At 42.0% G+C, this 14538-nt stretch carries 12 protein-coding genes; 9 read left to right on the top strand and 3 right to left on the bottom strand.

Annotated elements, in window-relative coordinates; translation table 11 throughout:
• Positions 1–10 precede the first annotated feature (10 nt).
• Both GVO63_RS08170 and rmf read left to right on the top strand, forming a co-directional pair.
• A complete protein-coding gene (locus tag GVO63_RS08170) occupies positions 11–1774 on the top strand; it encodes a DUF3466 family protein (RefSeq protein WP_159492668.1) in 1764 nt (587 codons plus the stop codon).
• A 292-nt stretch (positions 1775–2066) separates the two neighbouring features.
• Positions 2067–2243 (top strand): ribosome modulation factor, encoded by a 177-nt coding sequence (gene rmf, locus GVO63_RS08165; protein WP_105931333.1) that lies wholly within the window; start codon positions 2067–2069, stop codon positions 2241–2243.
• Between the two features lie 101 nt (positions 2244–2344).
• On the opposite strand, the gene fabA is transcribed toward rmf, so the two are convergent.
• A complete protein-coding gene (gene fabA / locus GVO63_RS08160) occupies positions 2345–2863 on the bottom strand; it encodes a bifunctional 3-hydroxydecanoyl-ACP dehydratase/trans-2-decenoyl-ACP isomerase (RefSeq protein WP_159492669.1) in 519 nt (172 codons plus the stop codon).
• A 206-nt stretch (positions 2864–3069) separates the two neighbouring features.
• On the opposite strand from fabA, the gene GVO63_RS08155 reads away from it, so the two are divergent.
• A complete protein-coding gene (locus tag GVO63_RS08155; RefSeq protein WP_159492670.1) occupies positions 3070–3357 on the top strand; it encodes a hypothetical protein in 288 nt (95 codons plus the stop codon).
• Here GVO63_RS08155 and GVO63_RS08150 read toward each other — a convergent pair.
• Both GVO63_RS08150 and GVO63_RS08145 read right to left on the bottom strand, forming a co-directional pair.
• Positions 3354–5006 carry a cryptochrome/deoxyribodipyrimidine photo-lyase family protein gene (locus GVO63_RS08150; RefSeq protein ID WP_236552092.1) on the bottom strand — a complete coding sequence of 551 codons (1653 nt, stop codon included), beginning with the start codon at positions 5004–5006 and terminating at the stop codon, positions 3354–3356. The genes GVO63_RS08155 and GVO63_RS08150 overlap by 4 nt on opposite strands.
• Entirely contained in the window at positions 4997–6304 is a 1308-nt protein-coding gene (locus tag GVO63_RS08145) for a DASH family cryptochrome (protein ID WP_159579025.1), read from the bottom strand. The genes GVO63_RS08150 and GVO63_RS08145 overlap by 10 nt, the downstream gene beginning before the upstream one ends.
• Before the next feature lie 111 nt (positions 6305–6415).
• Between GVO63_RS08145 and GVO63_RS08140 the strand changes: the two genes are divergently transcribed.
• From GVO63_RS08140 to GVO63_RS08115, 6 genes are all read left to right on the top strand, one after another.
• The gene (locus tag GVO63_RS08140) at positions 6416–7840 is read left to right on the top strand and encodes a deoxyribodipyrimidine photo-lyase (protein WP_159579023.1); all 1425 of its coding nucleotides are present in this window, start codon (positions 6416–6418) and stop codon (positions 7838–7840) included.
• 3 nt (positions 7841–7843) lie between these two features.
• Positions 7844–9382: a cryptochrome/photolyase family protein gene (locus GVO63_RS08135; RefSeq protein WP_159579021.1), complete on the top strand. Its 1539-nt coding sequence runs from the start codon at positions 7844–7846 to the stop codon at positions 9380–9382.
• Complete coding sequence (locus GVO63_RS08130; protein WP_159492675.1) at positions 9369–9512, top strand: DUF2256 domain-containing protein; 144 nt, start codon at positions 9369–9371, stop codon at positions 9510–9512. The genes GVO63_RS08135 and GVO63_RS08130 overlap by 14 nt, the downstream gene beginning before the upstream one ends.
• Positions 9513–9649: 137 nt before the next feature.
• Positions 9650–10966 carry a DUF2254 domain-containing protein gene (locus GVO63_RS08125; RefSeq protein ID WP_159579019.1) on the top strand — a complete coding sequence of 439 codons (1317 nt, stop codon included), beginning with the start codon at positions 9650–9652 and terminating at the stop codon, positions 10964–10966.
• A gap of 1773 nt (positions 10967–12739) precedes the next feature.
• A complete protein-coding gene (locus tag GVO63_RS08120) occupies positions 12740–13954 on the top strand; it encodes a tyrosine-type recombinase/integrase (protein WP_159579017.1) in 1215 nt (404 codons plus the stop codon).
• Between the two features lie 236 nt (positions 13955–14190).
• The coding region (locus GVO63_RS08115) for a hypothetical protein (protein WP_159579015.1) at positions 14191–14538 on the top strand (348 nt) is incomplete at its 3' end.

Raw genomic sequence — 14538 nt, 5'->3', positions numbered from 1 at the left:
AGGATTTTAAATGAAACGAACTCAGCTTGCCGCCGCCGTTCTGTTGGCAACAGGAAGTGTTTCGGCACTCGCCGCGACCTATTCCGTAACGCCTCTTCCTTTACAGGATACCGGTAGAAACAATTTCGCTCGTTCAATCGATGACGCAGGTAAAATGTTGTCAGTTGTACAGTTTGAATATAACCCTTCTATTGATGTTGAGCAGCTTGCAGAAGATACTACTTTTTTTACCCAGTTCGCTGAAGTATTAGAGGAAGAAGAAAACGCTCGACAAGGTGTTTTTACTGACGTTGATTACACAACGATTGTAAATTACCTTCTGCAAAATAGTACAGCGTTACAAGGCCAGAAGCTTGCGAACTTCAGAACCTATGTTACTGATACTCAGGATGCCTCACTTGTTCCTGGTTTAGATGAGATTACCGATAAGTTCGATGACTATACGCAATCGGTAGAAGTTAATGGCCGAGACAGTTTAAATGGTAATTTTATTGTTGGTGATTCTACTGGGTTAGTCGTATTGGACCCATACGAAAACAACAGTGGCGATACGATTAACTACACGTATAGTGAGTCGGCGCAACAGGGGTTCGTGCAGGCGTCAGGTGTCACAAAAGTACTTCCTGCGGTTGATACCACCGTTGGCGGCTTTTCATCAGCCCGCGCTATTAATGCAAACCTTCAGGTTGCAGGGTTCAGTACAGTGAGCTTTCGTGATGACGTTAACCAGGCTGTAGAAACTTGTTTAGATGATGAACTTCGAGGCGACCAGTCAGAAGGGCGCTGTTTGTTTACCGTCTACAATGGTGATTTCGCAGTTCCTCGAATTTCGAATTATTTCATCAATACCTCGACGAACTATCTACCCGGTTTTGTTTTACGATCAGAAGTGAATGCCACTATCTGGCAAATCGATGTTAATGGTGACGTTGTTAGCACAGAAACCTATCCATTACTTTTTGACCCCAGCGAAGATGATGAACGTCACTATTTTACCTATGCTTACGACATCAACAGTCAGGGCATCGCTGTGGGCGAAGGGTTAACAGGTGACAGAGTTACAATTACTCGCCCTAATCAGTCTGGATTGGCTGAGAGTGAACGTGTTGCAACCGTTTTTAGAGATGGAGAAACTATTGAGCTTCTTCCACGAGATGAAAACCTGCTCAGCCAGGCCATTGCGATTAACGATGAAAACTGGGTAACTGGTGCAGTACTTCGTTCACAGAGTGGTATTGCTCGCTCACGCCTTTTTGTCTACAACCTAGACACCCAAGAGCAGCGTTACCCATCAGGTTTCTTCCTCAGTGCAGGCGTAACGGCTAACGCAATCAACAACAACAATATCGTAGTTGGTAAAGCTGATGTTGACGTGACAAGCGACACGCTGCGGGAAACTGCTGCTTTTATGTATAACATCGATACAGAAGAGTTCATTGACCTGAATGATCTCGTATCTTGTGACAACAGTTATGAACTACTTGAAGCCGTTGATATTAACGATGACAATGAGATCATTGCCAACGCACGTATTAAAGCGACGAGCAAGTATGTTACTGGCAACGATGTGATTAATTCAGACGGCGAGACTGATGAAGTCGATACCATTGTGGCAGTTAAGTTATCACCGATTGCCAATGGTTCCATTGACGAGTGTGAGATACCGGAAGATGAGCAACCCTTTGAGCGCAGTGGTGCCTCTACGGGATGGTTAGCGCTTTTCGGTCTGCTTACCACAGCATTTATACGCAGGCGTCTAAAAATAGTGAAATAGTTGCTTAATATTTGGATAGACAAAAAAGTCACATTCTTGTGGCTTTTTTTATATCTGAATATTGTAAAAAGTGACATATTTATGCATAAAAAATGTAACATAAATTTCATCGAAACTTCATTTATTTAAATAATGTCAAGCCCTTTAATTTTTTATTTTTCTTGAACCATTTTGATAATTGCACTATCAAAGTAGTGTACGCAATAACTTTTCCGGCACTATCAACCGAAATGATGTAGAGCGCTCGAGAAAATGATTTGTTGTACATTCAACAAACAAAAGAGGCTAATCAATGAAAAGACAAAAAAGAGATAAACTGACACGCGCACATGCAAAAGGCTATCAAGCTGGTATTAGCGGTCGCTCGAAGGAACTATGTCCATTTCAGCAAAACGATGCTCGTTCGCAATGGTTAGGTGGATGGCGTGAGGCAGTAGAAGATAGACACTTGGGTCTAAGTGTTAAATAACACTTCTCTTTTATGAACTGATTATGCAAAAAGGAAAGCCCCACTAGTGGGGCTTTTTTGTATCTGACAAACTCACGTATATGTCGTTACATGGGAAGATGTTAAAAGTTAGACGTGTCTTGGAAAAGTCCAACTTTTAAGTCTTTCGCGACATAAATCTCACGGCCATCGACCTCTACTGAGCCATCTGCCATACCCATAAAGAGTTTACGCTTGATAACCCGCTTCATGGTGATTTTATACGTCACTTTTTTTGCTGTGGGTAAAATTTGGCCCGTAAATTTTACTTCACCAACACCTAGTGCACGACCTTTGCCTGGGCCTCCGCTCCAGCCGAGGAAGAAACCAACCAATTGCCACATGGCGTCAAGACCAAGACAGCCTGGCATTACAGGGTCACCGGGAAAGTGGCAATCAAAGAACCACAGATCAGGTGTTATATCTAACTCAGCGATAATTTCACCTTTTCCGTGTTCACCACCATCTTCGGTAATTGAAACGACGCGATCCATCATAAGCATATTGGGCGCGGGGAGTTGGCTGTTCCCTGGACCAAACATTTCACCGCGACTACACGCAAGTAAATCTTCTCTATTAAAACTATTTTTCTTCTCTGACATTCCCAACTCGTTGTTGTTATTAAAGTGCTGCCGTTAATTTAGCGAACACTTGTAAGCTAAACAACTCTGAACAGTCATTTTTCTAAAGAAAAACGCATGTTACTATGACCATGGTCATCTAACTCGGACAAATACCGCTCTGAACGAGTGATATTTATACAGTCATTATCCTAAGATCTACTATAACGCAACTTCGTGTGAAAACTATGACAGAACAAAAAACAAAAAAACTCAGTAAAAGTAGTTCAACAGATAGAGCAAAAGCAAATGCTGATAAACAGCGCCGGTTTAGAGAAAGGCAAAAAGAAGCGGGTAAAAAGCTGGTTAGAGGTTACGTTAGCCCGGAAGCGAAGGCATGCTACGACGAGATTCGTGACAAGACCGGCTGGACAGACAGCGAAGCTATGTCGAATGCCATGCGATTGATGTACGCGGCATATAAGTGTGGTCAAATTAAACTACTCAACGAGTGGCTTAGAAAAAACAACCGCTAGGCATGTTTCTTCGCTTTAGCCTTTAACCACGTTCGGCTTGGACTATTGCTCAAAGTGTGACGTTGTATGATGCGCTTCGCTTCTTTGAGTACATCATCCCGTTCTCGATAATCCCATAAACGCTTTGCCGTAGACCGGTTGTGCTCTGTAATATCAATAATGGGCGCTACGTAGTCCCGTTCTAGCTCAAAGTCCAACATTAAGGCCTCAAGCGGCGGAAGTGAGTAAGGTGCATGAACGGTCTCATCTGGTAACGCTGAGAGCTCTGGTATCCACCTTTTTATAAACACGCCGTCAGGATCAAGTTTTTTTGACTGGGTTACAGGGTTGTATAAACGAACCGTATGTATACCTGTTACGCTTGCTTGCATTTGAATTTGCGGATAGTGAATACCGGGTTCAAAATCTAAAAACTGTGTTGCCAAATAATGCGCCGCTTTTAGCCAGTGTACATTTAAATGGTGACACAAAAAGCTAGTAACCATGGCGCGCATTCGAAAGTTAAGATACCCAGTTTGTTTTAATGCACGCATACATGCATCGACAAGAGGGTAGCCTGTTTTTCCTATACTCCATAAATAAAACCGACGTTCAGCTTCTGGACCATCAATATAGGGAAAGTTGTCGTATGCGCTGTTCATTGCGCGCCATTCAATACTGTGCTCGCTCTCGAACTTTTGAATAAAGTGACAATGCCAATGTAGCCGAGATGTCAAAGCAGAGAGGGCACGGCCCCATCGACTTCTCTCACTTTCCGAAAGCGACTTCTTTTTTTGCTTTTCTAGCTGTACGGTCTGATAAACCTGTTTAATAGAAATATTGCCCCATGCTAAATAGGGGCTCAATCTCGTGCACGCTCGCCTGGCATTTTCAGGCTTAGAAATATGTAGATGATAAAATTTGCCGCGACTATGGAAAAAATCTTTCAATACTTGCCATGCCCGACGTTCTCCACCAGGCTGCATTTGACGATAAATGAGATTGCTATTATCGGGCACAATATAGCAAGGAATTGGACGTTGTTGGCTATGACAGCATTCATTAGATTTGTATGATTCTAATAAATCAGTCAGCGATTTCTCAGCGACATTTAAATTAGAGTTTGCACGCCAATCTATCCAATCGACGTTATTTATATCGAAATCAAAGGTTTTCTCAGAGAAATGGCGTTCCCAATTTGACTGCCATTGTGAGCGGTGTGGCAACCCTCGCATTACGCCACCGTAGCTCGCCTCAATAAAGGGAATTTCTTTTTCGCTCAGGTGCTTAGAAACCTTCTTATCTCGGTTATGCGTAACCGAAAGTCCCACTTCTTGGTAACTCCTAACCGCAGAAATGGCGTAAAATTGCGAAATATACTCAAATGCGTCTACCGCTTCTGAATGAAGTGAGAGAACCGAAATACCCTCTGGTAATTGTTGATTAATATCATCAAGACTTTGCTCGATAAAGCGCCAATGACGCTCGCTCATATGGGGATCTTTAATAAGTGATGGCTCCCAGCAAAAGAGTAACAATACTTTCTCACTGGCCATTGCCGCTCGAAAAAGCGGCTCATGGTCACGTAAACGCAAGTCGCGTTTTAGCCACACTACCGTTAAAGGCGGCTTGATGTTGGAGGACGACATATCCGTACCGACTACAGCCACTTCTTTCGGAATTCGCCCTGCGGATCGTAGGTGTCCGTCTGTTTTTGCAAATTGAATTGTCTATGTCCACGAGGGTCACTGCCAACACCTGCAAGGTACAACCAGTTGCCCCAATTACTGCCTACATCATAGTCTACAAGCTGCTGTTCAAACCAAGCTGCGCCATATCGCCAGTCTTGACGGAGTTCATGAACAAAACAGCTTGCCACTAGCTGACGCCCTCGATTAGACATATAGCCAGTCTGTGAAAGCTGCCTCATACAGGCGTCTACAATGGGGTACCCCGTTTTACCTTCACACCAGCGACTAAAGGTCTCTGGATCATGTTGTGTTTGCGGTGATTTACCTTGTATACCACCAAAGCGGAACCATTTGGCGCCATATTTACACTGTAACCAATGGAAAAACTCTCGCCAGAGGAGTTCGAAATATATCCAATACGTTGAATCATTTTTCTCAATGGTTTGTTCGAATTGTTGAACTTGTCTAATTACTTCGCGAGCAGACAAGGAGCCATTTGCTAACCAAGGTGAAAGCTTGGTGCTATGTTCCCACGTGTCTAGTGCGTTTCGAGTCTCTTTATAGGTAGCGGCCGCATGCCACTCAAACAGATAGGTATTGAGATGAGAAAGTGCTGCAGTCTCGCCGCCAACAAAACCATGGTTTGAAGGTGGCGGTAATTCTATGCAGTTTTCATTGCAATATTGCTGCTCCACCTTGGGCTCGAAAGGTTTCGGCAGTTTGCGTATCGCTTGACTCACTGGTAAAGGTTCACAGTGCTTTTCCACTTTCCTTCGAAATGGACTAAAAACATCTGGCATGTCTTCAATACTGAAAGGAAATGCGTCAACATCGAAAAGGCCGTAGGTAGGTGTTTCTATTACATTTAAGGTATTAAAGAAACGTTTGACAGTATTGAGGTGGGCCGTCTCGTTAAAGCCACAATGCTGGCTAACGCCCAAATGCGTGTATCCACCGGTTTGCAAGAGGTTCACTAAACAATCTGCTGTTTTACCTTTAAGCACTAATAACTTGTGCCCAAGCTTACCAAGGGAATGACTCAAATCGCTTAACGTTTCTAAAAGAAATTTATGCCTGTGCTCGCCAAGTGGACATAAGCCGAACGCGTTCGGTTCAAAATTTTTCTCATCTAAAATATAGGTAAAGGTTACCTCTGTTACTTCCTCACAAAGCCGTAATATAGCAGGTTGGTCATGAAGTCTTAGGTCGTGTCGGAACCAAAATACCCCCCTGCGAACATTTTCTGTGCGCTCACTTTCTATTTGCTTATTTATCATACTAATTTGTCACGCTTTTTAGATTTTTTATCGGATCCAGAATTTGAAATAGTTCGTACTATGTAATCTACGAAAGTTAATCAAATTAAGTGCAGTGATTAAGGAAAAAATGTGACCGTTCCTACTAGCATTATGTGGTTCAGACAGGATCTACGCGTAAAAGACAATCCCGCCCTCAATGCGGCTTGTGATATGGGCAAAATAGTGCCTATTTACATCTACGACGACAGTGCCCCAGATGGGAGACTTCTTGGTGGTGCAAGTCAGTGGTGGCTGCACCATTCTCTTGAAGCCTTAAATGAAAGACTTAACGGTCATCTTCAGGTTTTTAAGGGTGATCCAAAAGTTATTATTCCTAATCTAATGAAGACGTTTGGCTCGAAAGCTATTTTTTGGAACCGTTGTTATGAGCCATGGCAAATAAACCGCGATAAATCGTTGAAGACGTGTCTTCTGGACGAAGGCTTTGAGGCTCACAGCTGTAATGGGAGCTTATTATGGGAACCGATGAAAGTATTGAAAAAAGACGGTTCACCATACCGAGTTTTCACTCCCTATTATAAAAACGGATGTCTACTTGCTGAAGAGCCACGCTATCCTAAAGCGCCTCCAGCGAGAATTACTTACGCAGATGTGAAAGATGAGAGCGATGGTTTAGCCTCATTAGCGTTACTCCCTACCATAAAGTGGGATGAAACAATTGCCAAAGAGTGGGCGCCAGGCGAAGAGGGTGCAGCGAACAACTTATCTGACTTTATAGAGAACGCTGCACGTAAATATAAAAATGGCCGTGATATACCGTCTTTGCGTGGCACGTCTCGTTTATCTCCACACCTACATTTTGGTGAGGTATCTCCGAATCAAGTCTGGTATGCGATTAAGGACAAATTCGGCAACAGCGAAGATGAAAGTATTGCAACCTACTTGAGCGAGTTGGGATGGCGTGAGTTTAGCTATTATTTACTGTTCCACTTTCCAACGCTTCCCAATAAAAACTTTAATGATAAGTTTGACAAGTTCCCGTGGCGTACTGATGCTAAAGCATTAAAAGCATGGCAAACCGGTAATACCGGCATTCCCATCGTTGATGCTGGTATGAGGGAATTATGGCAAACAGGCTATATGCATAATCGCATTCGCATGGTCGTTGGATCATTCCTGGTTAAAAATTTACTGCTTAATTGGCACGAAGGGGAACGTTGGTTTTGGGATACTCTACTAGATGCGGACTTGGCGAGTAACAGCGCTGGATGGCAATGGGTAGCCGGATCAGGCGCAGACGCTGCCCCTTATTTTAGAGTATTTAACCCTGTGCTACAGGGCGAAAAGTTTGACAAGAAAGGCGCGTATGTTCGCAAGTATTGTCCCGAACTTGATGGCTTGTCGGACAAATATATCCATAAACCATGGGAAGCGCCTTCGGCGATATTGAAAGATGCAGGCATAGAGCTTGGGAAGAACTATCCAAAACCCATTGTTGATTTAAAAGCATCACGCCAACGTGCATTAGACGCATTCCAACAAATAAAAGAGTAGGGTATGGCAGCACTTATATTAGTCTTAGGCGACCAGCTTACCGATACGTTACCCGCTATTGCCCACGCGTCTAAGGGCAGCGACACTATTCTGATGGCGGAAGTACGAGAAGAAGCGACGTACGTTAAACATCATAAGAAGAAGATTGCGTTTCTTTTCAGTGCTATGCGTCACTTTGCTAAACACCTAAAAGACCATAATTATAACGTAAATTATGTCCACTATGACGATGAAGAAAACAAAGGCAGTTTACTTGAACAAATAAAGCACTGCCTTACCACGCAAAAATTTAGCGAAGTAAAAGTCACCACCCCAGGAGAATATCGGCTGCTAAAAAGCATGGAGCAGTGGGAAAATGTCCTTGGCGTACCGGTGACGATTTGTGAAGACAATAGATTTTTGGCTTCGCCTGACGACTTTAGTGCATGGGCCGAGGGAAAGAAACAGCTACGCATGGAGTTTTTCTATCGCGAAATGCGGCGAAAACACAGCGTTCTAATGGACGGTAAAAATCCTATTGGTGGCAAATGGAATTATGATGCTCAAAATCGAGAATCTATGCGTGAAACCCACAAAGTCCCCAAACATACAGAACTAAAACCAGACAACATGACTCAAGAGGTAATTGAGCTCGTAAAAAACCATTTCGATGAACACTTTGGCGCACTCGATGACTTTCACTTTGCAGTCACACGTGAAGATGCGCTGGTCGTGCTCAATACCTTTATTGATGAACGTCTACCTAATTTCGGTCAGTATCAAGACGCAATGGTAGAGGGCAAACCCTGGCTATATCACTCACACATCGGTTTTTATTTAAATTGCGGTCTGCTTACGCCTAAAGAAGCCATTCAAGCTGCTGAGCAAGCCTACCATGCCGGACAGGTTCCTTTGAATTCAGCAGAAGGTTTTATTCGCCAGATTCTAGGCTGGCGAGAATACGTACGGGGCTTCTATTGGCATTTCATGCCAGGACTAAAAACTGACAATTATTTCGATAACCGTCGCGCTTTACCTTCGTTTTTTTGGAACGGGCAGACGAACATGAACTGTATGCGACAGTGCATAAAGGAAACCCAGCAAAACGCATATGCGCATCATATTCAACGTCTAATGGTTATTGGAAATTTCAGTCTGCTCACTGAGTTAAGCCCTGAAGAGGTGCAAGCGTGGTATCTTTTGGTCTACGCGGATGCTTACGAATGGGTTGAACTACCGAATGTGGCGGGCATGATCCTCTACAGTGATGGCGGCAACTTGGCAAGTAAACCCTATGTCGCTAGCGGCAGCTATATTAATAAAATGTCGAATTATTGCAAAAACTGCGGTTATCAAGTGTCGAAAAAAACAGGGCCGAAGGCTTGTCCCTTCAATTATCTGTATTGGCATTTCATTGATAAACATAAAGAAAAATTGAGTAATAACCATCGAATGGCAATGATTTACAAAACCTATAGCCGAATGAAGGAAGAAAACATAGAAGGTATGAAAAAAGACGCCACCATCTTTCTCTCAAAATTAACGAAAAATGAAGAAGTCTGATTTACCCACAAAAATGTGCCCGGTTTGTCAAAGGCCGTTTACGTGGCGTAAAAAATGGGAAAAAAATTGGGAACATGTACGGTATTGCTCCAAGCGCTGTGCGGGGAACAAACGCAGCGCGCAAGCGTAGCGAATCGTAGCTATACAACAGGGGCTCGACCTTTGGCCGCAAATTTCCGTCCCTAACTTTGGCTGTAGATTAACAAAGGTTAATCATTTACGTGTCATACACCGTATTAAATTCATTAAGTCAACAAGGAGTGTGTGGTGGAAGCACCGATAACCGTAGATCGCCTGCGATTTCTTATTTACAGTTTTAAAGAGAAGCTCTGGGTTAAACCATTGGGCTTTTGTTTGCTGTCTATTATGGTTGTGTTTGTCGCAAAAATTGCCGATAGCACTTCGCTTGCAGAACACATCCCTGAAATCAAACCTGAATCTGTTGAAACATTGCTGTCAATCATGGCTTCTAGCATGATGGTGATAGCAACATTTTCGGCCGGTACCATGGTTAATGCCTACGCATCTGCAAGTCAATCTTCAACGCCTCGCTCACTCAGTTTAATTATTTCAGATGACGTATCGCAAAACGCGCTTTCAGTTTTCATTGGCGCTTTTATTTATAGTGCTGTTGCGCTTACTGCTATAAGCCACACCTTTTACGAAAAAGCGGGCATATTTATACTTTTCGGCTTAACGTGCCTTACTTTTGCCGTTGTTATCCTGACCTTTATTCGCTGGGTAGATAGTGTGGCACGTTTGGGCCGAGTTGAATCAACGCTTTTAAAAGTGGAAAAAGCGACAGAGCGCGCAATTAAAAATAGAGTGAGCACGCCATGTCTTGGCGCGGTACCTCATAGCAATGTAAAAGAGCAGGGGACTTACGCTATTTATTCCCAAGAGGTCGGCTATGTTCAAATGATAGACATTGCCAAGCTTCAAAATTGGGCTGAATCCAACAATAGTTTCGTAAATGTTGTCATATTGCCCGGTGAATTCGTTACCCCAGAGCGACCGCTAGCCTACCTGAAGTCCAAAACAGAGGCTCCTGAAATTGTAAGTGCATTTTCTATTAGTGAAGCCCGCTCGTTTGAAGCAGATCCGCGTTTTGGTCTAATTGTGTTAGCGGAAATTGCATCTCGCGCGCTGTCTCCGTCAGTAAACGACCACGGTACTGCAATCAATGCATTGGGTAGTATTACGAGGCTAATTTTGCTTTGGCGGGATAAAAGTGAATTAGTTGATGGCACAGACGATAGCCCCGAAAAAAAACATCACAGCCAGCGCACTCACGAAGAAGACAGCAACTATAAATATGACCGTGTGTCGGTACCCGCACTGAACGTAAACGATTTATTTGACGATGCCTACACAAGCATAGCTCGGGATGGCGCAGCAAATATTGAGGTAGCTCTACGTATTCAAAAGTCACTCAATTCAATCAAAGCTTGCTTTAAAGCCTGCGATGATACATTCGTTGAAGCAGCATCCTTATTAGCAAAACAAAGCTATGAACGTAGTATGTTAGCGCTAGATTATGAAGAAGATAAAAAACGATTGAATAAGGTTTTCAATAAAGAGTAATCAAAAAAACGTTAGCCGCATAAACCGTGACTAAAAGTGGACGATTGACAGTACTGATCAACCTGATTTTAGACAATGGGTACATGCCGTACATTAATTATATGCGCTATAAACGTAGTTAAAATTAAAGACAATGAAACGACCAAAATGCCTTTAATTACTTCATAAGAGAAAGTTAACTTTTCAAAAGTCTATTTTTAAACCTGAGATTCAATTGTCGAGCTGTTTATATATTCTAAAACACCATTCCTACCAATCACACGCCATCTTAGCCATAATTTTAAAACGTGACGCTACGCAAATAAAATCAAAGTTTGAAGGGCCAAGTACAGTAGATTTTACGTAGCGTACGATTCAATTTAATACGTCTAAATCAAATCATCTGAGCGGTTTTAAATTAAAAGTACTGGCGTAAGTGCGATGTTCACGCACAAGCGTAAACACCAACACAGCATCCACGCATAAAAGTCTGTAAGTAATCACAGCCAGCAAACCGACCAAATAGAAAGACATCAACGCCCTAATCGCCCACATACCTAATTACGCATAATGTATATTATGTTAAATAGGATGTATGAGTAACTAGGAAAATAGTGTGTGTAGAAAACTTGCATGTCTCACTAGGCACAAATCTATACGAGGTGCCTGTATTCCCTCTTATTACTTTAATTACAATAACATTGCCGTACATTCTTATTTAAATAAACACCGTTAAATTTGCTGTTGAATAAATAGAACGATATTCATAATTAATTAACTAAACGACGTTATTGTTCAGCTACGTTATTAAATTAACTTTCAATACAGTCAATCCTAAACCGCTATTTAAACAGTAAAGCAAAAAAAATATCAGCGGTATAGATATAAGTTGGCGGGTCTATTCCTTATTTAATATCGTTTTATAAAGAATTTAACCTAATTATTTTCAACATAGTTGGCATATTGTTAGTTCTATTATTTTTTCAATTTAACGTTGTTTCTTGTGCATATTGAGTGCGTTCTAGGCTTTATTTATTGTGCTTATTAACGTGTTTTATGTGAGATATAATTTAAGCAGCCTGGCTCTTATGGAAGTGTTTACTAAATATTTATCGCTCAACTTATGTGATATTAAACTTAGCGCCACGAGCCTGTTTGACTTAATAATCCATTTCTTTTTTTTCGTCGATATTCCTTAATAAATAATGGCTAATGAAGTTAGTGGGAATAGAAGTCTATCGACTTTAAATAGGTAGCCAGTGTTTTCTCCACCGTTAACTCTCACCTTTCGCTGTCAATTCAGGCCCTCGTTGAATTGAGGTATCACTGATATCTCGAAACTCACGCTAGCCACGCATAGGAAAGAAGTTAGTTACCAAGAAAATGGAGAGGTTTTTTAGCTCATTTTTCAGGCGACGCTACGTGAAATCTGAGTAGGCATTAGAGGTATTGCCTTGTAGATTTCGCATAGCGCGCGATTTTTTACGCAACCAAATTGTACAAATAACCATCAAATCTGTGGATTCTTTCATTTATCCTATAAGCGCAATGGTGCAAACTGTTCATATATACAGTATTATGAAAGCCGCAGCCTTTATTATTGTTTATGTGCTTAGTTGAGTAGCTTAGTTGAGTAACAAAACATCAACTGTACACAATAAGGCTAAGGTATGTCGGTAGGTTCACGCATGATAATTACAGTTATCATGCGTGAATAATCATATAAATCAATGTTTTACGAAATTTCTTATAACCGTTATCGTTGAATCGTTATTTCCGTTTCTAGGCTCAATCATGTCATCAAAGCAACACATTCCGCGCTTAATAACTCAACATTCAACGGTTTCAAAAAGTCACTCGACGGCCCATCAAGCTGATGGGGCCAATCGTGTACATAAGAATCAGAACCAGCCTACCCATACACCTGCAACAACGACTAATAGTAACGCTTCTCGCACTTCTGGCGCTGAACTCTTAGTGCCAGGAGATACATTTTCTTCAAACTCTTTTGAAAACTACTATCAAGATATATTCATTAAGTTGCCTTACAACACGCAGCGAGCATATATCAGCGATTACAATGAGTTTGCCATTTTCTGCAAACAATCTGGTATGCATGGATTCACACATGATTTTGGTCATAATGAAGCTTGTATAAAGCGGTATGTAGAAGCGTTATGTCAGTCTCCCCTAGCCTACAGGACGATCAAGCGTCGCCTCTCTGCACTGAGTAAATTTCTCGGCGTAGCGAAATTGCCAAACCCCATCATTCGTTCCGCATATTTGAGAGATTTCATACGCTTATCGCTTATTGAAAACAGAAAGTATCGTTTATCTCACAAACAAGCTGTGCCTTTAACCATTGAAATGCTAGAACAAATCAACAACGCCATCATTCCAGATTCGCTGTTAGAGTTAAGAGACATTGCGATTATAAATCTTATGTTCGATGCATTATTACGCGCTGACGAATTGGTCAGGGTTTGTGTTGATGATATATCTGCTCGTAATAATACGTTGCTTGTTGTTTCATCAAAAAGTGATCAGTCAGGTCAAGGCCAATATAGGTTTGTCTCTTCAAGTACTATATCCATGATTCAAGAGTACATTAACGAAGCAAACCTTAACCCGAAAACCAAACAGCCAAGGCAACTCACAGATTTAAGAGGCCTACACAAAGGTATTCTTTTTCGCCGTCTCACAAACCATAAAACGGCCCTGCTACCTTTTGATGAAAATATTCCAAGTCATAAAGCAAACGTACTTAATTATTCGAGTGTATACAGGATTTGGCAACGAATAGCGCGTCGTGCCGGGATTGCAGAAAATATCACTCCCCACAGCGGTCGTGTTGGTGGCGCAGTGTCGCTTGCAGAAGATGGAGCTTCACTACCAGAATTACAGCTTGCCGGCGGTTGGCAGTCACCGGAAATGCCAGGTCATTACACTAAGCAGGCTAATGTAAAACGCGGGGGTATGGCTAAGTTATCAGCGAAACGGAAAAGATAGCGCTATATTCGGCAATATACGTCATTAGTTTTACGCCACTTGGTTACGCGTAAAAAAATACTGTTACCGCCCTATTGTTTCTTTTATTGCTTTTTTTACTACATCGTCCTGCTCATCTATTTATGCAATCTAAACAAGCGTTCTTTGCGTACCTAAGAGTATTAGTTTGTAAAGGTGCACTGAAATAAGTCACATGAAAACTGAACACGGTTTGCTTTTAAATAAAGGAGTTTTACATGAGCAGTGGAATAGATACTAAACACGGAAAATTACTCGCAGAACTGGTCGTCCCATCAACATCTTGGCATATCCAACCTGAAAAACAGGACCCTTTCAAGTCGAAAGAAGCTGCGATCGAGTACCTAAATTCACACAACGAACCACTATACCTCCATGTTCCGTTAGCGCAATCAGGGGACTTCGTTCGAATTTGCGTAACATCTCGCGACGATGACGTGGTGTTTACCATCAAAGACATGAGTAAAGGTGGTGAAACGTCTCTTCATTATTCACATATAAAAAACTTAGACAGTACCATTCGTACGTTGGTGAACGATTGTTGTGACAAAAAGATTACGTCACTC

Origin of the sequence: Alteromonas sp. KUL106 (genome assembly GCF_009811415.1) — a bacterium.
In the GTDB taxonomy this organism is placed as follows: Bacteria; Pseudomonadota; Gammaproteobacteria; order Enterobacterales; family Alteromonadaceae; genus Alteromonas.
This window is presented reverse-complemented; position numbering and strand designations above follow the sequence as displayed.